Source organism: Mesorhizobium sp. M0410, assembly GCF_040321435.1.
In the GTDB taxonomy this organism is placed as follows: domain Bacteria; phylum Pseudomonadota; class Alphaproteobacteria; order Rhizobiales; family Rhizobiaceae; genus Mesorhizobium.
In genome coordinates this window covers 26,890-47,867 of the sequence record NZ_JAMYRN010000023.1, presented here as the reverse complement: position 1 = coordinate 47,867, position 20,978 = coordinate 26,890, and the positions used below count along the sequence as shown (strand labels likewise).

Sequence of the window (20,978 nt, the reverse complement as noted above, 5' to 3'; positions counted from 1 at the left end):
TGCTATCTGGCCAAATCCGCCACGACCGCATCGAGCACGATCATGCCGGCCGGCGTGGCGCGCAGGCGGGCATTGCCGATCGGTGCCACCAGGCCTTCGTCCTGCAGCACCGACAGCCGTGCCGTCGACAGGCCGCGCCCTGAAAATGCCTCGTAGCGGGAAAGGTCGATGCCTTCCGCCAGCCTCAGCCCCATCAGCAGGAACTCGTCGGCCTCTTCCGAGCGCGTCAGGATTTCGCCGCCGGTAACGCCATGGCCCTTGGCCTCGACCAGATTGGCCCAGGTCTCCGGCATTTTCTCGGCGATCGTCACCACGCGGCGGCCATTTTCGACGAACCGGCCATGCGCGCCGGGACCGACGCCGACATATTCGCCATAACGCCAGTAGGTGAGATTGTGCCGGCTTTCGGCGCCGGGCCTGGCGTGGTTGGAAATCTCGTAGGCCGGCAGTCCGTGCGCGGCGGTGATCTCCTGTGTCAACGCGTAGAGATCGGCGGCAAGCTCATTGTCTGGAATGATGAATTTCCTTGCCGCATGCAGTGCATGGAACGGCGTGCCTTCCTCGATGGTCAGCTGATAGAGCGACAGATGGTCTGCGGCGTGGCCGATCGCCTGCTCGAGCTCCGCCTGCCACGCTTCCGGCGTCTGACCAGGTCGCGCGTAGATCAGGTCGAACGACAGCCGTGGGAATATCTCGCGCGCCAGGCTGATCGCATGCAGAGCCTCATCGACATTGTGCAAACGGCCGAGGAAGCGCAGATCCTTGTCGTTCAGCGCCTGCACGCCAAGCGACACCCGGTTGACGCCGGCCGCGCGATAGCCGCGAAAGCGCTCGGCCTCGACCGAGGAGGGATTGGCCTCCAGCGTCACCTCGATGCCACCGGGCACCGTCCAGTTCTTCGCCACTGCATCCAGCACCGCCGCCACGGTCTGCGGCTTCATCAGCGATGGCGTGCCGCCGCCAAGAAAGATACTGGTCACCTCGCGCGGCCCGGTGCGGCCGCGCATCGTCGCCAGCTCGGTCTCGAAGGCGCGGGCAAAACGCTCCTGGTCGACTGGCTGGTGGCGGACATGGCTGTTGAAGTCGCAATAGGGGCATTTGGCCGCGCAGAATGGCCAGTGGACGTAGACGCCGAAACCGGGGCTGCGGTCGAGCAGCATGGTCATGCGCCGGCCAATCGGGCTTGGGCGAATTTCTGGAAGGCACGGGCACGGTGCGACAATGCGGTTGGCTGGCCGGGCTTCCAGCCATGCTTTTCCTCCGCGCTCATCTCGCCGAAGGTCTTTTCGAACCCATCGGGCAAGAACACCGGATCGTAGCCGAAGCCGAGCTCGCCGCGCGGCGGCCATACCAGCGTGCCCTCGACCTCACCGCGAAAATATTCCGCCTGGCCATCAGGGAAGGCAAGGCAGATGACCGCGACAAAGCGGCCCTTGCGCTGGGCAGGCGTGATCGCGCCAACTTCTTGCAAGGCCACTTCCGTGCGCTGCATGGCCATGCCGAAGTCGCGGGAGCCGTCCGGCGTCTCGGCCCAGTTGGCGGTGTAGACGCCGGGTGCGCCGTCGAGCGCATCGACACACAGGCCGGAATCGTCCGACAGCGCCGGCAATCCAGTTGCCTTGGCGGCGGCCAAGGCCTTTATGAAGGCGTTCTGCTCGAAAGTGGTGCCAGTCTCGTCCGGCTCCGGCAAGCCGTATTCCTTTGCGGACTTCGCTTCTATGCCGAATGGCGCCATCAGATCGGTGAATTCGCGCAATTTGCCGGCATTGTGGCTTGCGACGACGATCTTATGCCCATCAAGCGAATGAATAGTTGGTGAATGAACAGGCGGCGAATGCATCAGATGCCCCAAATTCTTGGCTCGGCGAATTCGATCGAATTGCCCGAGGGGTCGCGAATATAGATCGAGCGACCGCCCTGAGGCCATTCGAACTCACTTTCGATGGCGATTTTCTTCGCCTCAAGATGCGCTTTCCAGCGTGGGATTTCATCCGCGCTTGCGGCGAAGCAAAGATGGCCCTCGCCGACCGTGCCATGCGGCGGCACGGGCAGCTTGGCGTCGGCCCGCGGCGGCACTTTGGTCGCCTCGGCATTGAAGATAAGCAGCACGCCGTCGCCGCAGCGGAAGAAGAGATGCCTGCCATCGACCTTACCGAGCAGATCGAGCCCGAGGACGCCCGAATAGAACCGTTCCGCGGCAGCAAGGTCCGTCACGTAGAGTGCTGATTCCAGGATTGCGGAAGGAGTCACAGGATCGCCAATCTCTCCAATATTGACCGCAGCTAAGCCACCGCCATCTGCTGCAAGCTGACCAGGCGCTGAATGCCTTTCTTGGCGAGCTCCATCAGCGCCGCGAACTGCTCTTCCGAGAACGGCTCGCCCTCGGCTGTGCCCTGGATCTCGACGATGCCGCCCTTGCCGGTCATGACGAAATTGGCGTCGGTGCCGGCCGAGGAATCCTCGATATAGTCGAGATCGATGACCGGCTGGCCATCATGGATGCCGCAGGAGATCGCCGCGACGTGATCCTTAAGCACCTTGCCCAGGCTCGCCATCTGGCGGGCTTCCATCCAGCGCAGGCAGTCGTAGAGCGCCACCCAGCCGCCGGTGATCGAAGCGGTGCGCGTGCCGCCGTCGGCCTGGATCACGTCGCAGTCGACGGTGATCTGCTGCTCACCGAGCGCCTGCAGATCGACCACGGCGCGCAGGGAGCGGCCGATCAGCCGCTGGATCTCCAGCGTGCGGCCGCCTTGTTTGCCGGCCGAAGCCTCGCGGCGCATGCGCTCGCCGGTCGAACGCGGCAGCATGCCGTATTCCGCCGTCACCCAGCCCTTGCCGGAGTTGCGCATCCAGCCCGGCACCTTTTCCTCCAGGCTGGCCGTACACAGCACATGCGTGTCGCCGAACTTCACCAGGCACGAGCCTTCCGCATGCTTGGAGACGCCGCGCTCGAAGGAGATGGGGCGCATTTCGTCGAATTGGCGTTTGGAAGGGCGCATTCAGGCTTCTTTCTTTCTTCGGAATCTTGGCCGGGGAATCTTGGCCGGCTTGTAGCCGCACGGGGCGTGAGGCGCAAAGGAAAATGGACCGGTTGCGCCGACGCCGCGGAAGTCTATATCTTCGGACCGGAGGTTTCTGGCTCGAATGACCAAGGTAGTCGATCCCGGTTCGCAGTCGCCATTGCTCTCGTCGCCGGCACTTCAACCGCCCGCGCTTCAATCGCTCGATATGCGTTCGCGCGACATCTTCCGGCGCATCGTCGATTCCTATTTGAAGGATGGCGAGCCGGTCGGTTCGCGCAGCCTGTCGCGCATCCTGCCGTCATCGCTGTCGCCGGCCACCATCCGCAACGTGATGAGCGACCTCGAGCATCTCGGCCTGATCTACGCGCCGCACATCTCGGCTGGCCGGCTGCCGACCCAGGCCGGCTTGCGCTTCTTCGTCGATGCATTCATGGAACTCGGCGACCTCTCCGACGAGGAGCGCCGCACCATCGAGGCGCAGGTGCGCGCCTCCGGCTCGGGCGCGACGCTGGAGCATATGCTGACCGAGGCCAGCCAGATGCTGTCCGGCATGTCGCGCGGCGCCGGCCTCGTGCTCGCCGCCAAAAATGAGGCGGCGCTGAAGCACATCGAATTCATCCAGCTCGAGCCGACCAAGGCGCTGGCCGTGCTGGTCTCGCAGAACGGCGACGTCGAAAATCGCGTCATCGATCTGCCCGCCGGCATCACCGTCTCGCAATTGCACGAAGCCTCCAACTTCCTCAACGCCCATATCCGCGGCCGCACCCTGGCCGAGGCCCGGGTCGAGATCGCCCGCATCAAGGAAGAGACCAGGGCAGCCCTCGACACGCTGTCGCAGGATCTGGTCGAGAAGGGCCTGGCGGTCTGGGCAGGCGCCGAAAGCGGGGTGCCTGGGCGGCTTATCGTGCGCGGCCGCGCCAATCTCCTGGAAAACGTCACCGCCCAGGCCGACATAGAATTGCTGCGGCATCTGTTCGAGGATCTGGAGACGCAGGATGGACTGATCCAGCTCCTCGACCTCGCCGAGGAAGGCCCGGGGGTGCGCATATTCATCGGTTCGGAAAACAAGCTGTTTTCGCTGTCGGGCTCCTCGCTGGTGGTGGCACCCTATCGCGACAAGGACGCGCGCGTCGTCGGTGCGCTCGGCGTCATCGGGCCGACGCGGCTGAATTATGCGCGCATAGTACCGATGGTCGACTATACCGCGCAGCTGATTTCGCGCATGCTGCGCTAGGAGCCGCCGCGGCCTGCCGCAAGGAGAAAAAGAATGGCGCTGGAATCGTTCAAGGCCCAGATCAGCCTGCTGCTCGAGGAAATGGTCAATCAGCCTGAGGATCACCACGAGGTGCAAGAGCAGTTGCGTGAGAAGCTGCAAGAGATGCGGGCCATGGGCCTGCCGCTGCCGGCCGATCTGGTCGCGCTGGAAAAGCGACTCGACGACGACTTCTACGCCTCTGGCAACTGAACGGGGTTCGGCTTCAAATCCTCGTGTGCTGGACCACCGCTTGGAACGACCAATGCCTGATCCCGTTTGCCCTCTTCGAGGCAAACCTCGGAGGACGTTAATGATCCGATCTGGCGGCTTTGCGGCCGTTGCCGCTGCCCTCCTTGTCGCGACACCGGCAGCCGCCCAGCAGGCGGATCAAAAGGTGCTCAAAGGCGAAGCCGCTTTTGGCGATTGGCACGCCGACAGGCCTGGCGTCCGCCGCCTGATCGGGCCGCAAGACATGCCGGCAGCCGACCCCGCTCAATCCGCTTCGAACGGCGGCGGCGTGGCGGAACGGCCCGAAAGCGCCGAGCCAGAATTGCCGCCGGGCTTTTCGGCCGAAATGATCGCCTCCGGACTCTATAATCCGCGCGTCGTTCGCATCGCTCCGAACGGCGACCTGTTCATCGCAAACGGCCATGCCGACCAAATACGCGTCTACCGTCTGGCCGAGGGCCGCGCCAAACCCATCGAGAAAGCGATTTTCGCCCAAGGCCTCAACTATCCATACGGCATCGCCTTCTATCCGCCAGGCGGCAAGCCGCAATGGGTCTATGTCGCAAACAGCGACAGCATCGTCCGCTTCCCCTATCGCGACGGTGACCTGAAGGCGTCCGGTAAACCAGAAACCATTGTCGCCAAAATCCCGTCGGGCGGTCACTCGACCCGCGACATCGCCTTCTCGCTTGACGGCAAGACGCTTTTTTTATCGGTTGGCTCGGACTCGAATGTCGCCGAGGACATGGACAAGCAGCCGGATGGCGGCCTCGACGCCTGGGCGAAATCAAAGCCGCTCGGGGCGGCCTGGGGCCCCGAGGACGGCCGTGCCGATGTGCTCGCCTTTGACCCGGACGGGAAAAATCCCCGAACTGTCGCCACCGGCCTGCGCAACTGTACGGGCATGACGGTGCAGCCCGCCAGCGGCGCGTTGTGGTGCGTCGTCAACGAGCGCGACGAGCTCGGCGACAATGTGCCGTTCGAGTTTGCAACTGAAGTCAAGGACGGTGCGTTCTATGGTTGGCCTTGGTACTACATCGGCAACCACGAGGATCCGCGCCATCAGGGCGAGCGGCCAGACCTCGCCGGCAAGGCCACTGTCCCCGATGTATTGATGCAGGCGCATTCGGCGCCGATGAACATAGCCTTCTACGACGGCAAGAACTTTCCGGCGGATTACCGGGGGGATGCTTTCGTCACCATGCATGGTTCGTGGAACCGTGGCGCCAGGACCGGCTACAAGGTGGTGAGGCTCAAATTCAGGGATGGCAAGCCGACCGGCGAGTATGAGGACTTCATGACCGGCTTCGTCATCTCGAACGACGCCGTCTGGGGCCGCCCGGTCGGTGTCGCCATGGCCAAGGACGGTTCCCTGATCGTCACCGAGGACGGTAACGGCACCATCTGGCGCGTTACCTACGAAGACGGCCGCTCCTGAACGGCGGCGTCGCCTGCTGCGCTGGCGCAATCGAATTCGGCCCGAGGGAATTCACCCAACTTCAACATTGTGCGACAAGCGCGAACCATGACGCTCACCGGGTTCCTCGCCTATAGCGCCGCCCTCGGCATCGCCGCAGCCATCCCCGGCCCAGGCGTCACCGCGCTTGTTGCGCGTGCGCTGGGTTCCGGCTTCCGCTCGTCGCTGGCCATGTCGTTCGGGCTGATGCTCGGCGACCTGACCTATTTGACTGCCGTGGTGCTCGGCCTGGCTTTCGTCGCACAGACGTTCGGCATGGTCTTCCTGGCCATCAAATGGCTGGGCGTCGCCTACCTCGCTTTTCTTGGCTGGCGTTTCTGGACGAGCGGCATCACGCCCGAAACGGTAGAGGCGAAGAAAGGCAAAGGCGGCTTGGCATCCAGCTTTGTAGCCGGTCTCGCCGTCACACTCGGCAATCCGAAGACGATGATCTTCTATCTCGCCATCACCCCGACCATCGTCGATCTGAAGACGATCACACTGGCCGATTACGGCATCCTGGTCGCGCTCACTATCATCGTTCTGCTCGTGGTGCTGGTGCCCTATCTGGCGCTGGCGGCCAAGGCGCGCTGGTTCCTGAAGTCGCCGCGGGCGCTGAGGGCACTCAACCGCACCGCCGCCGGCTTCATGGTCGGTGCGGCGGCGGCAATTGCCGCCCGCCAGTAGATCTCTTCGCCAATCCGCCCAACGCCCTGCAAGGCGCCGGTATTCAGCACGACCGTCACCCGGATATTTTTCGAACGTGCCTATCTTGCGCGGTGGATGGCTCTATCCTATGCCCGCCCGGCTCTTGCCGCTTGACCTCTGGGAGGAAAACCAATGAACAAGCCCGCCACCCACACACACGTGCCCGGCCGCGGCCGCATCTACAATTCGATCACCGAGACGATCGGCGACACGCCGCTGGTGCGACTGGATAAATTCGCCAGGGAGAAGGGTGTCGTCGCCAATCTGCTGGCCAAGCTCGAATTCTTCAACCCGATCGCCTCCGTCAAGGACCGCATCGGCGTGTCGATGATCGAGGCATTGGAGGCTTCGGGCAGGATTACGCCCGGCAAGACCACGCTGATCGAGCCGACCTCGGGCAATACCGGCATCGCGCTCGCCTTTGCCGCCGCCGCCAAGGGCTATAAGCTGATTCTGACCATGCCGGAAACCATGTCCGTCGAACGCCGCAAGATGCTGGCGCTGCTCGGTGCCGAGCTGGTGCTGACCGAAGGGCCGAAAGGCATGAAGGGGGCCATCGCCAAGGCCGACGAGCTGGCGGCAACACTGCCCGACGCCGTCATTCCGCAGCAATTCGAAAACCCCGCCAATCCGGAAATCCATCGCCGCACCACGGCCGAGGAAATCTGGAACGACACCCATGGCGAAGTCGATATCTTCGTTGCCGGCATCGGGACCGGCGGCACCATCACCGGCGTCGGCCAGGTGCTGAAGAAGCGCAAGCCCTCGGTGCATGTCGTCGCCGTCGAACCGGAAGCCTCGCCGGTGCTGTCGGGCGGCCAGCCAGGCCCGCACAAGATCCAGGGCATTGGCGCCGGCTTCGCGCCAAAAATCCTCGACACGACGATCTACGACGAGATCGTCAAGGTCTCGAACGAGGATTCGGTTGCCAATGCACGGCTCGTCGCTCGGCTCGAAGGTGTGCCGGTCGGCATTTCGTCGGGTGCCGCCCTGCAAGCGGCGATCGTCGTCGGCTCGCGGCCGGAGAACAAGGGCAAGAACCTGGTGGTCGTCATTCCATCCTTCGCCGAACGCTATCTGTCGACGATCCTGTTCGAAGGGCTGGGTGCGTAAGTCCTCGACACTTCATCTCGCGACAGGTTCCAATAACAACGCCCAGGGTCTAGATCGCAGCTCGCTGGACCGCTGAAAAAACACCTGTGGCGGCCGTCGCTCGCTTGAGCAGGGTGGTGCTTCCGGTTCAAATCGCCACCGGCCCTATGCCGGCTGGCGGAGGATTTCATGTACAAGCTCTATACGCGTGCCAATACCGGCGGCTTTGTTGTCGAGGCGGCGCTCGCTTTGGCAGGCGTGCCTTTCCACCAGATCGACGTTCCGAAGGGCCGCCTCGATCAGGCCTTTCTTGATATCAGCCCCTTGAACCAGGTGCCGGTCCTGATCTTGCCGGACGGACGCTCGATGACCGAATCCGCGGCGATCTGCATCCTGCTGGCCGAGCGCCACCCGGAAGCAGGACTGGCGCCCGCGGCAAGTTCGCCTGACCGTGCGGATTTCCTGCGCTGGATGTTTTTCATGTCCTCCGTCATCTATCCAGCCAACCTGCGGTTCTTCTACGCGCATCGCTACACGGCCGACGCCGGTGGCGTGGACGCCCTCAAACAGGCGGCGGTCTCGGAAATGGATCGCAGCTTCGCCATTCTCGATGCCGCCCTCGACGGCCGCGACTGGCTGGCCGGCGACCAACTCTCGCTGGCCGACATCTATCTCGTCATGTTGGTGGCCTGGCATCCGGAGGTCGCGAAGGTTCCAACCGCTTGGCCGAACATCGAACGCCTGTGGGCCAATTTGCGGGAACATCGGGTGATGAAGAGGCTGAATGCTTCCCACGACATGTGGCCGGCCTGAGCACTCCGCCTTGTCTCAGTCTTTTTCCGCGCGGCCGAGCTCTGCCCGTCGTTCCTGCAGGAACCGGCGCACGGCTGGATCGCGTTCGAGGCCGATGGCCCGGTCATAGGCCTCGCTCGCCTGCGGAACTTTGCCGAGCCTGGCCAGCAGGCCCGCGCGGGCGGCCCAGTAAGGTTGATAGTCATACAGCCGCTTATCGCCGCTGAGTTGATCAAGGGCGCCCAATCCTGCCGAAGCACCTTCGGCCTCGGCAATGGCCACCGCACGGTTGATCGAAACCACCGGCGAGCCGGCAATCACTGACAGCGCGTCATAGAGCTCCTTGATCGCGACCCAGTCGGTGCCGCCGGTCAGCCGTCTTGTCGCATGGGCGGACTGCACGGCGGCCTCAAGCTGGTAGCGGCCGACAACGCCCTTGGCCGCGGCGCGCCCGAGCAGCGTCTCTGCTTCATCGATCAGTGTATCGTCCCACAGTGCAAGATCCTGCTCGGCCAGCGGCACATAATCGCCCGCCGCATTGCGCCGCGCCGCGCGCCGCGCTTCGGCGAACAGCATCAGCGCCAAAAGGCCGAGCGCCTCCGGCTCGTCCGGCATCAGCGTGGCCATCAGACGGCCGAGCCAGATGGCTTCTGTCGCGAGATTGCGGCGCCGCGTTTCGGTGCCGGCCGGGTCGGACCAGCCTTCGGCAAACGCCGCGTAGATTGCTTCCAGAACGGTGCCCAGCCGCTCGCCGAGTTCGGCCCGCTCCGGCACGCGGAACGGAATGCCTGTCTCGCGAATTCGCGTCTTGGCGCGCACCAGGCGCTGGCTCATCGTGGCTGGCGAGACAAGGAAAGCCGAGGCGATCGTCGCTGCGTCGAAGCCCAGGACCGTCTGCAGGATCAGCGGCGCGCGGACGCCGGCCTCGATCGCCGGATGGGCGCAGGCGAACATCAGCCGGAGCCGCTCGTCCGGCAGGTCTTCGTCGACCATGCGTGCCTCCATCTCCTCGGCGATCAGCCTAAGGTGGTCGCGGGCCGCCTCGCTTGTCAGTCGTCGTCTGACCGCGTCGACGCGGCGCTTGCGTGCCACCGCCAGCAGCCAGGCTTCCGGCTTGTCGGGCACGCCCGCCTGTGGCCAACGCTCGAGCGCCGCTGCAAAGGCATCTGCCAAGGCGTCCTCGGCAGCGGCCACGTCGCGTGTGCGCGCGGCGAGATACGCGACCAGCTTGCCGTAGCTTTGCCGGGCGGCCGCTTCCGCCGCCGCCCGCGCGATCTCCGGACGACTGTTCATCACACGGTCACTTCTGGGATGGGTACTCGGTCATTTCCCAGATCGGCCGCACCTCGATCGTGCCGGTGCTGGCACCGGGGCAGCGAGCCGCCCAGGCAATTGCTGCGTCGGCGTCCTCAGCCTCGATCATGTAGAAGCCGGCGAGCTGCTCCTTGGTGTCGGCATAGGGACCGTCGAGCACATTGGTCTTGCCGTTGGCCATCCGCACCGTGGTGGCGGTCTGGGTCGGCTTCAACCGGTCGCCGGCCAGCCACGCTCCGGATTTCTTCAACGCCTCGGTATAGGCTCCATAGGCTGCGCTGATTTCGTAGGTCTTCTCCGTCGGCGCGACCGCCATCGCGGCTTCGTTCGCATAGATCAAAAGCATGTATCGCATGGTCTTCTCCCGTTTTTCTCGAAGGCCGCTCCGTTGCGGGCCGAACGTATGTCGCGTGGCCTCGCCCGATTTCGACACGCGCTGCAAAAATCTTTCGGCTCCCATGGCATTTCACGCAAGCTCAACCGTTCGTCTAATGGCGACAATTGCGGGTTGGCATTTCCCGTCCGCTCTCTAAACTCGTCCCGGATCGCGCTGACGAGGAGAGTGCGGCAGATACTTCAGGGAGGAAACCGAATGCTCAATTTCAGGACGAAGTTCGTTGCCGCCGGCGCGATAGCGCTGTCGCTTGGCCTTGGCGCGGTATCGGTCAAGGCACAGGAATTCATCAACGTGCTGACCGGCGGCACGTCGGGCGTCTACTATCCGCTCGGCGTGGCGCTGTCGGAAATCTACTGCAAGGGCATCGAAGGCGCGCGCACCCAGGTGCAGGCGACGAAAGCGTCGGTCGAAAACCTCAACTTGCTGCAGCAGGGCAAGGGCGAGATCGCCTTTGCACTCGGCGATTCCGTCAAGCTGGCCGCCGAAGGCAATACCGAAGCAGGCTTCCCAGGCAAGCTCGACAAGCTGCGCGGCATTGCGGCCATCTATCCCAATTATATCCAGATCGTCGCCAGCAAGGAATCCGGCATCAAGACGCTCGCCGATCTCAAGGGCAAGAGCCTTTCGGTCGGCGCGCCGGCCTCAGGCACCGAGCTCAACGCCCGCACCATTTTCGCCGCTGCCGGGCTGAAATACGAAGACCTCGGGCGGATCGAATATCTGCCCTTTGCCGAATCCGTAGAGTTGATCAAGAACCGCCAGCTCGACGCCACGCTGCAGTCGGCGGGCCTTGGGGTCGCATCGATCCGTGACCTCGCCACCTCGGTGCCGGTAAACATCGTTGCCGTGCCGGCGGAGGACGTCGCCAAGATCGGCTCGCCCTATCTTTCCGTGGTCATCCCCAAGGGCACCTATGAGGGCCAGACCGAGGATGTCGCGACCGCCGCCGTCGGCAATTTCCTGATCACCAGCGCCGATGTCCCTGACGAGACCGCCTACCAGATGACCAAATTGCTGTTCGAGCATCTCGACCAGCTCACCGCTGCCCACGCCGCCGCCAAGGCGATCGACCCCGCCAAGGCGCTCGACGGCATGCCGGTGCCGCTGCATCCAGGCGCCGAGAGGTATTACAAGGAAAAGGGATTGGTGAAGTAAGGAGCCTCGCCTCGCTCCGCACCCTCCCTCGGGGAGGGGAGCGCCCCGCCAGGAACCCCGCCAATGACCGCAACCCCGACCGTTCTTTCCCCCACAGCGGAAGCTCCTGTCGAAGGATTGCCGCCGGGGTTCGGCGAAGGCATCGCCGGCAAGGCGGCTTTTTTTATCGCCATCGCCTTCTCCATCTTCCAGATCTACATCGCCGCCTATGGCAGCCTGCCGAGCCAGGTCGTACGCGCCATGCATGTCGGCTTCCTGCTGCTGCTCGGCTTTGCCCTAATCGCCAATCTGCGCGCCAAAAGCGTCCCGGCGAAAGCAGTGTTCTGGACGCTCGGCGTGCTCGGCTTCGCCATCGGTCTGTACAATTGGGTGTTCTATGCCGACCTCATCCGCCGCTCCGGCTTTCTCACCACGCCTGACCTGATCGTCGGCGCGGTGCTGGTCGTGCTGGTCTTCGAGGCGGCGCGGCGATTGATGGGGCTGCCGCTCGCCGTCATTGCCTTCATCTTTCTCGCCTACGCATTTGCCGGCAATCATCTGCCGCCGCCTTTCATCCATCGCGGCTATGATTTCGCCCAGCTCGTCGACACCTTCGCCTATGGCACCGAAGGCATCTACGGCACGCCGGTCTATGTCTCGGCCGCCTACATCTTCATCTTCGTCGTCTTCGCCGCCTTTCTTGAACGCGCCGGCATGATCGCGCTGTTCAACGATTTTGCGCTTGGCCTGGTCGGCTCATGGCGCGGCGGCCCGGCGCAGGTCTGTGTGCTGTCCTCGGCGCTGATGGGCACCATTTCCGGCTCCGGCGTCGCCAATGTGGTGGCCAGCGGCCAGTTCACCATCCCGCTGATGAAGCGCTTCGGTTTCCGCTCGGCTTTCGCCGGCGCCGTCGAGGCGACCTCGTCGATGGGCGGCCAGATCATGCCGCCGGTGATGGGAGCGGTTGCCTTTATCATGGCCGAGACCCTGAACATCCCCTATGCCGCGGTGGTCAAGGCGGCGATCATTCCGGCGCTGCTCTATTTCGGCGCCTGTTTCTGGCAGGTGCACCTGGAGGCAGGCAAGGCCGGACTGCACGGCATGGCCAGGACCGACCTGCCCAATCCGTGGGATGCGGTGAGACAGCATTGGCCGCTGGTACTGCCGCTCGCAGCACTGATCTACCTGCTGTTTGCCGGCTACACACCGGTGTTCGCCGGCACCATGGGCCTGGCGTTGACCATTGTGCTTATTCTCGGCACGCCGCTGGCAGCATCGATCGGGCCGCTCGCCTTCCGCATCGTCTTCTGGCTGGCGCTCGGGCTTGCCGCGGCTTCCTTCATGAAATTCGGCGTCGACATCCTCAGCCTGGTCATCGCCGTGCTGGTCGTCGCCTGCCTCACGTTCAAGGGCGGGCGCGAGACGCTGCGCATATGCATCGATTCCCTTGCGGAGGGAGCAAAGAACGCGCTGCCGGTCGGCATTGCCTGCGCCATTGTCGGCATCGTCATCGGCACGTTGACGCTTACCGGCATCGCCTCGACCTTCATCGGCTGGATCATCTCGATCGGCGAGAACAATCTGTTCCTGTCGCTGCTTTTGACCATGCTCACCTGCCTGGTGCTCGGCATGGGCATACCGACCATTCCCAATTACATCATCACTTCGTCGCTGGCCGGGCCGGCGCTGCTGTCGCTCGGCGTGCCGTTGGTGGTCAGCCATATGTTCGTCTTCTATTTCGGCATCATGGCCGATCTCACTCCGCCTGTGGCGCTGGCCGCCTTCGCCGCCGCACCCATGGCCAAGGAAAGCGGCCTCAAGATCGGCATCCAGGCCACCAAGCTTGCCATTGCCGGCTTCGTTGTGCCGTTCATGGCGGTCTATACCCCGGCGCTGATGCTGCAGGACCCCGGCCCGATCGCCGCCCAGTTCGGCTATCCCGTCGAGGTCGCCTATATCGTCATCAAAGCCTGCATGGGCATAGTCCTGTGGGGCGCCGCTGCCGTCGGATTTCTGGCCCGGCGCATGGCCTGGTGGGAACGCCTCGTCGCCTTCGCCGCCGGCGTGCTGCTGGTTGCGGCGCTGCCGCTTACCGACGAGGCCGGCTGGGCGCTGTCCCTTGCCTGGATCGGCTGGCACTGCTGGCGCGCGCGGCAGGCTTCGCTGGCCAACTCGGGATGAGCCTCTGCATCGTCGCGGCCGGCAAGACGGTGGCGCTCGCGGTCGCTGCCTTCACGCTCTCCTGGGTGCATTCGGTGGAGAAGACTCAGTGGCAGGAAGACTGGAAGGTGCTGCCGTCCGGCCTGCAGCTGGTCGAGGCCCGCATCAAGGGATCGGGCGCCGGGATGGAGCCGCCGCAAGGCTCGGTGCTGAGAAACGGCTGGTGGGTCTATGCGCCCAAGGTCGGGCCACAGCGGCGCCTCGTGCTAGCCGCGTCGGGCGCTACGGGTCAGGGTTGGACGCTGTGCACGGCGCAGGACTGCCGCGAACTGGCTAAGCTGGCAGGCGACACGATCTCGCTGGAGCCGTGCGGGCCGGAGGGCTCCAGCCAGCCGCGGTAGCAGGCGATCATGCCGGCAAGTGGATGCGAGATCTCGACGTGGAAGCGGAAGCGGCCATCCTCCACCGTTTCGTAGGAAGCCGAGCGTGGACCGAGCCACATCGGCAGCGGCAGGCCAAAAAAGCTCCAGCAGCGCAAGACCAGCGCCAGCCGGCCGTCCTCGGCAACCAGCGCCATCGCGAAGGTCAGCGGGCCGAAGCGTTCGCACAGCAGGCGCTGCGATCGACCCCGGCCTGCAAACTGCAGGCTAGAAAAACTGTGCTTGCCGAATGTCCGCGTCCAGGTCTCACTCTCCTTGTCGGTGTCGAAGCGGACGTGAACCGGGATGTCCTCGCTTGCCCCGGGGAAGCCGACCATCCGGGCCATTAGCCGGCCAAGAACATTGCGCCCGCGTTCGACGCGCGCGCGGCCTGCCGCCATTGTTGTGCAATCGTGCATGGCGCGGATTTCCCGGGGCAGGCCATGCCAGGCGTCGCCGAGCAAGACGGCATAAAGCGACTTGTCCCTGTCAGCGGGCTCATTCCTGAACCCGGTGTAGATTGTCTTGCCGGCGAACAGCGCTTCATAATCCCGGAGCTCCAAATCGCGCACCGCCGCCCGTGCGCCCGGCGCGGGCTGATGTCCGGCCAGCGCTTTGCGGACCAGCGCTTCGACCGCCATCGACGGGATCAGCGGCCCATCATTGCCCTCGGCCAAGAGATGCCACGAGCGCTTGACGATGGCGCCCGCCCGGTCAGATCCCTCCACCTCGACGAACATGCCGCCGCGATGCTCGCCCCAGCGCAGCCGGTTCGTTGCCTGATGCATCAGCGGCGCCAGCGGCAAAAGCGAACCGATCAATCCGGCGCGCACCAGCCAGGCGAGGCAGATCAGGGCGCGGTGCAGCAACTCGGGTACCGGCCCGGCTCCCATCCAGATGGTCCTCGCCTCCGGCCAAAGCTCGGCCAAGGCGCGCAGGTCGGGAACGTCGACAAGCGAAAACAGCGTGTATCGAAGCGGCAGCCGGCCCGGCGGCGCGATGGTGTAGCGCAGTTGTTCGGTGAACGGACGGCCTTGTTCCGGACGGCCATTGCGAACAAGCCGCACCGGCTGACCGGCATAACCGGCGATAGCGTGAATGACGTTTCCGCCGACACCGGCCAAGGGCGACGGCGCGATGCCGCCGCGAATGCCGTCGACCCGCGTCAGGTCCGACGACAGGCGGCGCACAACCGCGGCCGTCAGCACCGGAAAGCTCGAGACGCCGGACAGCACGAAAACCCCTGCATTTCGCGCCGCCTCGTCGAACGCAGAGACGCCGGCGACGAAATCCGAGCCGTCGGCTAGATCGAGATAGTTGATGCGCCGGGCGATGCAGGCCTCGATCAGGCGATAGCGTCCCTCGCCATAGGCCTGGAACGGGCCGCTCGCGTCGACTACAATATCAGGCTCAAATGCAGCGAGTTGCGCGGCGAGATCGCCGTCACGGTCGAACAGGGCCGGCTGCAGCCGGGCTGCTGTCGGCGCACGCCTGTTGCAATAAGCGTCAGCCTTGGCAAGCGAGCGCCCGGCGACGAAGAGGATCAGACGCGGTTCGCCCTCCAAAAGCTCGACGGTGCGACCGCCAAAGGTGCCATAGCCGCCGACGACAAGAACCTTCATCCGCAGTTCCCCCAAAATGCCCCGCGCCGCTCCCGGCCACGGCAATGAGCCTAGCCGATCAACCTTGCCCTCACCTCGGCGGAAGGGATTTCACAATTGTCCTTCTTGCCGAACAGGGCGTAGCGGTTCTTTGCGATGCGGTCGTAGAGCCAGTCGCGAAGCGGGCGCGGCAACAGCAGCAGGATCCGCGCCGCCCGCCACGGCCAGCCGAGTTCGGCCATGACGGCAACGAAACTATCCAGGCGGGTGAAAGCAGCGCCATTGACGATGACGAGATTGGTCTCGTAGCGATCCGTTCGCAGCCCGGATTTCTTGAACAGCATCTCGCCGAAGGGCGACTGCGCCGTTGCGAAATGGAAGCGGCCCTTGCGGTCGAGCTTCACCACCATGCGCACAAAGCCCGAGCACAACACGCAAATACCGTCGAACACGATCAACGGGCGACGTGATTCGAATTCTGGCGGCTCAGGAGAATGGTTCGGCTTGACGATCACGTGACGCCCGGCAGCTGGTGTCAGGCGACACTAGACCTGCCGGCGGCTCGATCAAAGCCCGGACTGCTGAAGGCTTGGCGTTGTCGCACGCCGTCTGTCGGTCAGCGCAGGGCGCTCGGCGCGATAGGTCGTTGACCGATTGTCGGCGTCGGGCCGGCATATCCGGCTGTCGTGACGGCTCTCCATGCTCATCATCAGTGCACGCTGATCCCAAGCGTGTTGCCACGGCGCGCGCAGGCGGGGCCTGGGCCGCGCATGTAATAGCGCTCGGGCCGATAGGTCGGTGCGACGAATTCGCGGATGGCGGCAGCATAGCCGGCGATGTGATTCCAGAAGCTCATTTTACTCGGTCCCTGTCCCGTTTCGGATGTCCCTTCCGAATTGCGGGGATCATAGCGTCCAGGCGTGAATAGTCGGTGAACGCGATGTTAATCTCTGGTCGAAAATGCCTTCGTTCATGGCTGGAATGCGGCTGATTCGCGGTGTTTCCATGCAGTCCGTCGGCATTTCGCCCAGTGTGACTTTTGCACCACATATGTTTCGCCTGAATGTCGCTGAGGCGCGGTTTTGTTTCAGCTTTTTGCTGGACCGCGAAATTTCCGTGCACGCGGCCGGAAAACCAGGAACCCGCCCGTCAGCCGCACGTTGATTTCCCAGTGCCGGGACGAACCGGTTCCGCAGGCTGTGGTGCTCGGGTTGGGCCGCAGCCAAAAATCCGAAACTGCAAGAGCAATGGAAAGGCAAAGGCCATGGGCTTCTTTTCGAAGGATATCAAAACACTCGATGACCTGTTCGTGCACACGCTGCGCGACATCTATTACGCTGAAAAACAGATCGAGAAATCGCTGCCGAAGATGATCGACAAGGCGAGTGATCCGCAGCTGAAAGCCGGCTTTGAGAAACATCTCGCCCAGACCAAGGGTCATATCCAGCGTGTCGAGCAGGTGTTCGAACTGCACGGCGTGAAGGCCAAGCAGGTCGACTGCCCGGCCATCGACGGCATTCTCGAAGAGGCCGACGACATCAGCGGCGACATCGCCGACAAGGAGGTCCTCGACGCTGCGCTGATCGCCTCGGCCCAGGCGGTCGAGCATTATGAGATGACCCGTTACGGCACCTTGATTGCCTGGGCCAAGCAACTGGGCCGCAGCGACTGCGCCAATGTGCTGGCCAACAATCTCAAGGAGGAGCAGGCGACCGACCGCAAGCTTACCGAGATAGCGGAAAGCAAGATCAACCTGCAAGCCGCCGAGTAGGGCAGCGATAGAGAATTGAGTTCAGGGCAAGGCCGGGCCGAAAGCCCGGACTTGCCTTTTTGCGCCGCCGGAACCGGAACGGGCTTTGGCCGTTCTCGGTTGAACGCCGTTCTCGGTTGAACCTTGTCGCGCAGGGAGTTTGTCATGGCGCCGCGCCCCGCCTGGAGAGGATATCTCAAGCTTTCGCTGGTTACTTGCGCCGTCGAACTGACCAATGTCGTGACCCAGGCGGAGAAAGTCTCGTTCCGCGTGCTCAACCGCAAGACCGGCAATACCGTCAAGCGCGTCTATGTCGATCCGGCCAGCGGCAAGCCGCTCGATGAAGGGGACGAGATCAAGGGCTACGAGATCGGCGACGGCGACTTCGTCCAAATCGAGGAGGAGGAGATCGAAGCCGTGCAGATCGAATCCTCGCACACGATGAGCCTCGATGGTTTCATCGAAAAATCCTCGATCCAGCAGATCTATCTCGATACGCCCTATTATGTGACGCCTGCGGACGAGGTCTCGGAAGAGGCCTTCGCCGTCATCCGCGACGCCATGGCCGCCAAGAAGACGGCGGGGCTGGCCCGTATCGTGCTCTATCGCCGCGAACGTCCGGTGGTCATCGAGCCGTTGGGCAAGGGTCTGCTGCTGACGACCCTGCGCTATGGCGATACGGTTCGCAGGCCCGAGATGGTGTTCGGCGACATCAAGCCGGTGAAGACCGACGCCGAAATGATCAGGCTGGCCGAACACATCGTCGATGAGAAACAGGCGAAGTTCGATCCTTCCGAATTCGAGGACAAATACGAAAACGCCCTGATCGAGCTGGTCCGCGCCAAGAAGGCCGGCAGGAAGGCACCGAAGACAAAGGCGGAACCACGGCCCTCCAACGTCGTCAATCTCTTCGATGCACTGAAGAAGAGCCTTTCGTCGGAAGCCGGTGCGCCGGCAAAGACCGGACGCCCGGCAAAGGGCGCCAAGTCCAAAGCCGCTCGGCGCAAATCTGCTTAGGATCAGACCATGGTCAGCCTCGAGCAGTATCACGCCAAGCGCAATTTCAAGAAGACCACCGAACCGGCCGGCAAGGTTTCGCGCGGCAAGAAAGCCGAGCCAGGTGGCATCTTCGTCATCCACAAGCATGCCGCCACCAGGCTCCACTACGACCTTCGTCTCGAGCATGGCGGCGTGCTGTGGAGCTGGGCAGTGACGCGGGGCCCGAGCCTCGACCCGCACGAAAAGCGGCTCGCCGTGCATGTCGAGGACCACCCGATCGACTATGCGCCGTTTGAAGGCACTATCCCGAAGGACCAATATGGCGGCGGCTCGGTCATTGTCTGGGACGAGGGAACTTGGGTCCCCGATGGCGACCCGGCAAAAGCGATGAAGAAAGGCCATATCAGTTTCGAACTGCATGGCCACAAATTGCATGGCGCCTGGCATCTGGTGCGGCTGAAGCCGCGTCCGGGCGAAAAGCGTGACAACTGGTTGCTGATCAAATCCGACGATGCCGCCGCGCGTCCGGGCGAGGACATTTTGCAGGAGGCGCCGCAATCGGTGAAATCCGGCCTGACCATCGAGGAGGTTGGCGAAGGCAAGACCGCCGATGGCAAGAAGCCAAGCGTCTGGCAGTCCGACAGGCCGGCCGCCAGCAAAGCGAAGGCCGTCGCCGCAAGGCGGCTCGAATTCATCGAACCGGCGCTCGCAACGCTGGAGCGGGACGCCCCGCCCGGCAAGGACTGGCTGCATGAGGTGAAGTTCGACGGCTATCGCATGCAGGCGCAGCTTGCCGGCACCGAGGTTCGGCTTTTGACACGCGCCGGCCTCGACTGGACCGACAAGTTCGGTGGCGCAATTGTCGCGGCACTTGGCGGCCTGAAATGCACCGATGCTATCATCGACGGCGAAATCGTCGTGCTGGCGGATAATGGCGTGTCGTCATTCTCGCTGCTGCAGCAAGATCTGTCGGCAGGCCGCACGGATCGTTTCATCTACTACGTTTTCGACCTGCTGCGTCTTAACGGTGAGGATATCCGTTCCGAGCCGCTGGTCGAGCGCAAGGAAAGGCTGCGCACGTTGCTCGCCGGACAGGCCGAGGATCAGGCCGTGCGCTTCAGCGACCACTTTGCCGAGCCCGGCAAGATCATGCTGGAGCATGCTTGCCGGCTGGGGCTCGAAGGCGTCGTCTCCAAGCGCGCCGATGCGCCCTACCGCAGCGGCCGGGTCCCGTCCTGGGTGAAGTCGAAATGTACGGCGCGCCAGGAATTCGTCATCGGCGGCTACATGCCGTCGGACAAGACCGGGCGGGGCCTGCGCTCGCTGCTGGTCGGCTATCACGAGGGCGGCAAGCTGCGCTATGCCGGCCGCGTCGGCACCGGCTTCACGGCCAAAAGCACCAACGAGCTGAAGAAGAGGCTTGATGCGCTGAAGACGACAACCTCGCCCTTCGACAGGGCGGTGCCAAGGGGTAAGGGGCTGGTCTGGGTCAAGCCCGAACTTGTCGGCGAAGTGGAGTTTCGCAGTTGGACGTCGGACAGTATAATACGCCACGCGTCGTTCCAGGGATTGCGCGAGGACAAGCCGGCGGAGGAAGTCGTGCAGGAGAAACCGAAAGCACGCTCAGCCCCGGCAGAGTCGAAGCCAAAGCCCGCCAGACCCGTGGCCACGGCGAAAACCTCGGTTACGCTGTCCCGCCCCGACAAGCTTCTGTGGCCCGAGGAGAACGTATCGAAGCAGGATCTGGTCGATCACTACGCGCTGGTCTGGCCGCGCATGAAGCAATTCGTCATCAACCGGCCGCTCAGCCTCGTGCGGGCGCCGGACGGTGTTGGCGGCCAACGGTTCTTCCAGAAGCATGCCTCGGCCGGCATGCACGACAAGATCGCCGTGATGAAGGATCCCACCGACGGCGAGGAGATATTGTTCATCCGCGATTTCGACGGTGTCGTGGCCCTCGTTCAACTTGGCGTCGTCGAGATCCACATCTGGGGCTCGACCACGGACGAGCTGGAAAAACCAGACCAGATCATCTTCGATCTCGATCCCGACGAGGGTGTCGACGTGAAGGCGGTGCTTGCCGCGGCGCTCGACATCCGCAGCCGGCTCGACGAACTGTCCCTGCCTAATTTCATCAAGACCTCGGGCGGCAAGGGCTATCATGTCCTCGTCCCGCTGAAGCCGTCGGCGGACTGGGATGAGGTCAAAGGCTTCGCCCATGAGTTCGCTCGAGCGCTCGAGCAAGCCGCACCCGACCGCTACACGGCGACGCTGTCGAAGAAGGCGCGCACCGGCAGGATATTCGTCGATTATCTGCGCAATGGCCGTGGCGCGACCACGGTCGCGCCCTATTCGTCGCGCGCCAAGAAAGGTGCCACTGTATCAATGCCGGTGACCTGGGCGGAAATCGAGGCCGGATTGCCCCCGAACGCCTTTCCGATAGGCGACAAGACGACGCTGAAGCGGCTTGGGCAAGCCGATCCCTGGGAGGATTTTTTCAAGCAGGCCAAGCCGCTCAAGCGCGGCTAGAGCAATTCCAGGAAAAGTGTGTGGAACGATTTTCTGTCCGGAATTGCGTCAAAACAAAAAAGATAGAGCGGTTCGGCGTTTCCGTGGAGACGGCGAGCCGTTCTGGTGCGTCGAAGCGAGC

The 20,978-nt window shown here is 63.6% G+C and carries 21 protein-coding genes; 12 read left to right on the top strand and 9 right to left on the bottom strand.

Annotation, left to right across the window (positions count from 1 at the left end; all coding sequences use genetic code 11):
• Positions 1 to 2: 2 nt before the first annotated feature.
• Genes hemW through rph form a run of 4 tightly spaced genes read right to left on the bottom strand, consistent with a single transcriptional unit; the run spans position 3 to position 2,999 of the window.
• Complete coding sequence (hemW, locus tag NKI63_RS25495; protein ID WP_352509494.1) at positions 3 to 1,166, bottom strand: radical SAM family heme chaperone HemW; 1,164 nt, start codon at positions 1,164 to 1,166, stop codon at positions 3 to 5.
• Positions 1,163 to 1,810 carry an RdgB/HAM1 family non-canonical purine NTP pyrophosphatase gene (gene rdgB, locus NKI63_RS25490; RefSeq protein WP_352509499.1) on the bottom strand — a complete coding sequence of 216 codons (648 nt, stop codon included), beginning with the start codon at positions 1,808 to 1,810 and terminating at the stop codon, positions 1,163 to 1,165. Before rdgB ends, hemW begins: the two co-directional genes overlap by 4 nt.
• 29 nt (positions 1,811 to 1,839) lie before the next feature.
• Positions 1,840 to 2,250, bottom strand: a complete 411-nt coding sequence (locus NKI63_RS25485) for a VOC family protein (RefSeq protein ID WP_254818002.1) — start codon at positions 2,248 to 2,250, stop codon at positions 1,840 to 1,842.
• Between the two features lie 32 nt (positions 2,251 to 2,282).
• Positions 2,283 to 2,999 (bottom strand): ribonuclease PH, encoded by a 717-nt coding sequence (gene rph / locus NKI63_RS25480; protein WP_352491199.1) that lies wholly within the window; start codon positions 2,997 to 2,999, stop codon positions 2,283 to 2,285.
• A 145-nt stretch (positions 3,000 to 3,144) separates the two neighbouring features.
• Between rph and hrcA the strand changes: the two genes are divergently transcribed.
• The 6 genes from hrcA to NKI63_RS25450 all read left to right on the top strand — a co-directional run bounded on the left by hrcA (position 3,145) and on the right by NKI63_RS25450 (position 8,575).
• Positions 3,145 to 4,257 carry a heat-inducible transcriptional repressor HrcA gene (hrcA, locus tag NKI63_RS25475; protein ID WP_352648474.1) on the top strand — a complete coding sequence of 371 codons (1,113 nt, stop codon included), beginning with the start codon at positions 3,145 to 3,147 and terminating at the stop codon, positions 4,255 to 4,257.
• Positions 4,258 to 4,290: 33 nt separating this feature from the next.
• Positions 4,291 to 4,488, top strand: a complete 198-nt coding sequence (locus tag NKI63_RS25470) for a hypothetical protein (RefSeq protein WP_352648472.1) — start codon at positions 4,291 to 4,293, stop codon at positions 4,486 to 4,488.
• 100 nt (positions 4,489 to 4,588) lie between these two features.
• A complete protein-coding gene (locus tag NKI63_RS25465; RefSeq protein ID WP_352689796.1) occupies positions 4,589 to 5,944 on the top strand; it encodes a PQQ-dependent sugar dehydrogenase in 1,356 nt (451 codons plus the stop codon).
• 87 nt (positions 5,945 to 6,031) lie between these two features.
• The gene (locus tag NKI63_RS25460) at positions 6,032 to 6,649 is read left to right on the top strand and encodes a LysE family translocator (RefSeq protein WP_352689795.1); all 618 of its coding nucleotides are present in this window, start codon (positions 6,032 to 6,034) and stop codon (positions 6,647 to 6,649) included.
• 153 nt (positions 6,650 to 6,802) lie between these two features.
• A complete protein-coding gene (gene cysK, locus NKI63_RS25455) occupies positions 6,803 to 7,783 on the top strand; it encodes a cysteine synthase A (protein WP_352689794.1) in 981 nt (326 codons plus the stop codon).
• Between the two features lie 168 nt (positions 7,784 to 7,951).
• Positions 7,952 to 8,575 (top strand): glutathione S-transferase family protein, encoded by a 624-nt coding sequence (locus tag NKI63_RS25450; protein ID WP_352689793.1) that lies wholly within the window; start codon positions 7,952 to 7,954, stop codon positions 8,573 to 8,575.
• Positions 8,576 to 8,590: 15 nt separating this feature from the next.
• Here the strand turns inward: NKI63_RS25450 and NKI63_RS25445 are convergent, their stop codons facing one another.
• Positions 8,591 to 9,847 (bottom strand): RNA polymerase sigma factor, encoded by a 1,257-nt coding sequence (locus NKI63_RS25445; RefSeq protein WP_352689792.1) that lies wholly within the window; start codon positions 9,845 to 9,847, stop codon positions 8,591 to 8,593.
• Positions 9,848 to 9,854: 7 nt separating this feature from the next.
• A complete protein-coding gene (locus NKI63_RS25440) occupies positions 9,855 to 10,223 on the bottom strand; it encodes a YciI family protein (protein WP_352689791.1) in 369 nt (122 codons plus the stop codon).
• Between the two features lie 237 nt (positions 10,224 to 10,460).
• On the opposite strand from NKI63_RS25440, the gene NKI63_RS25435 reads away from it, so the two are divergent.
• The 3 genes from NKI63_RS25435 (at position 10,461) to NKI63_RS25425 (ending at position 13,960) form a co-directional block, all read left to right on the top strand.
• Positions 10,461 to 11,420: a TAXI family TRAP transporter solute-binding subunit gene (locus tag NKI63_RS25435; protein WP_352823832.1), complete on the top strand. Its 960-nt coding sequence runs from the start codon at positions 10,461 to 10,463 to the stop codon at positions 11,418 to 11,420.
• A 63-nt stretch (positions 11,421 to 11,483) separates the two neighbouring features.
• On the top strand, positions 11,484 to 13,580 hold the full coding sequence (locus tag NKI63_RS25430) for a TRAP transporter permease (protein WP_352509487.1): 2,097 nt from the start codon (positions 11,484 to 11,486) through the stop codon (positions 13,578 to 13,580).
• The gene (locus tag NKI63_RS25425; RefSeq protein ID WP_352689790.1) at positions 13,577 to 13,960 is read left to right on the top strand and encodes a DUF1850 domain-containing protein; all 384 of its coding nucleotides are present in this window, start codon (positions 13,577 to 13,579) and stop codon (positions 13,958 to 13,960) included. The genes NKI63_RS25430 and NKI63_RS25425 overlap by 4 nt, the downstream gene beginning before the upstream one ends.
• On the opposite strand, the gene NKI63_RS25420 is transcribed toward NKI63_RS25425, so the two are convergent.
• The 3 genes from NKI63_RS25420 to NKI63_RS25410 form a co-directional block, all read right to left on the bottom strand.
• A complete protein-coding gene (locus NKI63_RS25420) occupies positions 13,849 to 15,600 on the bottom strand; it encodes a saccharopine dehydrogenase family protein (RefSeq protein ID WP_352689789.1) in 1,752 nt (583 codons plus the stop codon). The two genes, NKI63_RS25425 and NKI63_RS25420, sit on opposite strands and share 112 nt — an antisense overlap.
• A gap of 50 nt (positions 15,601 to 15,650) precedes the next feature.
• Positions 15,651 to 16,031 (bottom strand): thiol-disulfide oxidoreductase DCC family protein, encoded by a 381-nt coding sequence (locus tag NKI63_RS25415; protein ID WP_352751389.1) that lies wholly within the window; start codon positions 16,029 to 16,031, stop codon positions 15,651 to 15,653.
• 257 nt (positions 16,032 to 16,288) lie between these two features.
• Positions 16,289 to 16,435: a hypothetical protein gene (locus NKI63_RS25410; RefSeq protein ID WP_254818015.1), complete on the bottom strand. Its 147-nt coding sequence runs from the start codon at positions 16,433 to 16,435 to the stop codon at positions 16,289 to 16,291.
• A 408-nt stretch (positions 16,436 to 16,843) separates the two neighbouring features.
• On the opposite strand from NKI63_RS25410, the gene NKI63_RS25405 reads away from it, so the two are divergent.
• The 3 genes from NKI63_RS25405 to ligD all read left to right on the top strand — a co-directional run bounded on the left by NKI63_RS25405 (position 16,844) and on the right by ligD (position 20,857).
• On the top strand, positions 16,844 to 17,350 hold the full coding sequence (locus NKI63_RS25405) for a YciE/YciF ferroxidase family protein (RefSeq protein WP_254818016.1): 507 nt from the start codon (positions 16,844 to 16,846) through the stop codon (positions 17,348 to 17,350).
• Positions 17,351 to 17,494: 144 nt separating this feature from the next.
• Positions 17,495 to 18,346, top strand: coding sequence for a non-homologous end joining protein Ku (gene ku, locus NKI63_RS25400; RefSeq protein WP_352751388.1), 852 nt, complete (start codon positions 17,495 to 17,497; stop codon positions 18,344 to 18,346).
• A 9-nt stretch (positions 18,347 to 18,355) separates the two neighbouring features.
• Positions 18,356 to 20,857, top strand: coding sequence for a DNA ligase D (gene ligD, locus NKI63_RS25395; RefSeq protein ID WP_352751387.1), 2,502 nt, complete (start codon positions 18,356 to 18,358; stop codon positions 20,855 to 20,857).
• Positions 20,858 to 20,978 lie beyond the last annotated feature (121 nt).

Bases quoted from the DNA above. Each gene is read 5' to 3' on its own strand.
- hemW (WP_352509494.1), bottom strand. From the start codon at position 1,166: ATGACCATGCTGCTCGACCGCAGCCCCGGTTTCGGCGTCTACGTCCAC.
- rph (WP_352491199.1), bottom strand. From the start codon at position 2,999: ATGCGCCCTTCCAAACGCCAATTCGACGAAATGCGCCCCATCTCCTTC.
- hrcA (WP_352648474.1), top strand. From the start codon at position 3,145: ATGACCAAGGTAGTCGATCCCGGTTCGCAGTCGCCATTGCTCTCGTCG.
- NKI63_RS25470 (WP_352648472.1), top strand. From the start codon at position 4,291: ATGGCGCTGGAATCGTTCAAGGCCCAGATCAGCCTGCTGCTCGAGGAA.
- NKI63_RS25465 (WP_352689796.1), top strand. From the start codon at position 4,589: ATGATCCGATCTGGCGGCTTTGCGGCCGTTGCCGCTGCCCTCCTTGTC.
- NKI63_RS25460 (WP_352689795.1), top strand. From the start codon at position 6,032: ATGACGCTCACCGGGTTCCTCGCCTATAGCGCCGCCCTCGGCATCGCC.
- cysK (WP_352689794.1), top strand. From the start codon at position 6,803: ATGAACAAGCCCGCCACCCACACACACGTGCCCGGCCGCGGCCGCATC.
- NKI63_RS25450 (WP_352689793.1), top strand. From the start codon at position 7,952: ATGTACAAGCTCTATACGCGTGCCAATACCGGCGGCTTTGTTGTCGAG.
- NKI63_RS25445 (WP_352689792.1), bottom strand. From the start codon at position 9,847: ATGAACAGTCGTCCGGAGATCGCGCGGGCGGCGGCGGAAGCGGCCGCC.
- NKI63_RS25440 (WP_352689791.1), bottom strand. From the start codon at position 10,223: ATGCGATACATGCTTTTGATCTATGCGAACGAAGCCGCGATGGCGGTC.
- NKI63_RS25435 (WP_352823832.1), top strand. From the start codon at position 10,461: ATGCTCAATTTCAGGACGAAGTTCGTTGCCGCCGGCGCGATAGCGCTG.
- NKI63_RS25430 (WP_352509487.1), top strand. From the start codon at position 11,484: ATGACCGCAACCCCGACCGTTCTTTCCCCCACAGCGGAAGCTCCTGTC.
- NKI63_RS25425 (WP_352689790.1), top strand. From the start codon at position 13,577: ATGAGCCTCTGCATCGTCGCGGCCGGCAAGACGGTGGCGCTCGCGGTC.
- NKI63_RS25420 (WP_352689789.1), bottom strand. From the start codon at position 15,600: ATGAAGGTTCTTGTCGTCGGCGGCTATGGCACCTTTGGCGGTCGCACC.
- NKI63_RS25410 (WP_254818015.1), bottom strand. From the start codon at position 16,435: ATGAGCTTCTGGAATCACATCGCCGGCTATGCTGCCGCCATCCGCGAA.
- NKI63_RS25405 (WP_254818016.1), top strand. From the start codon at position 16,844: ATGGGCTTCTTTTCGAAGGATATCAAAACACTCGATGACCTGTTCGTG.
- ku (WP_352751388.1), top strand. From the start codon at position 17,495: ATGGCGCCGCGCCCCGCCTGGAGAGGATATCTCAAGCTTTCGCTGGTT.
- ligD (WP_352751387.1), top strand. From the start codon at position 18,356: ATGGTCAGCCTCGAGCAGTATCACGCCAAGCGCAATTTCAAGAAGACC.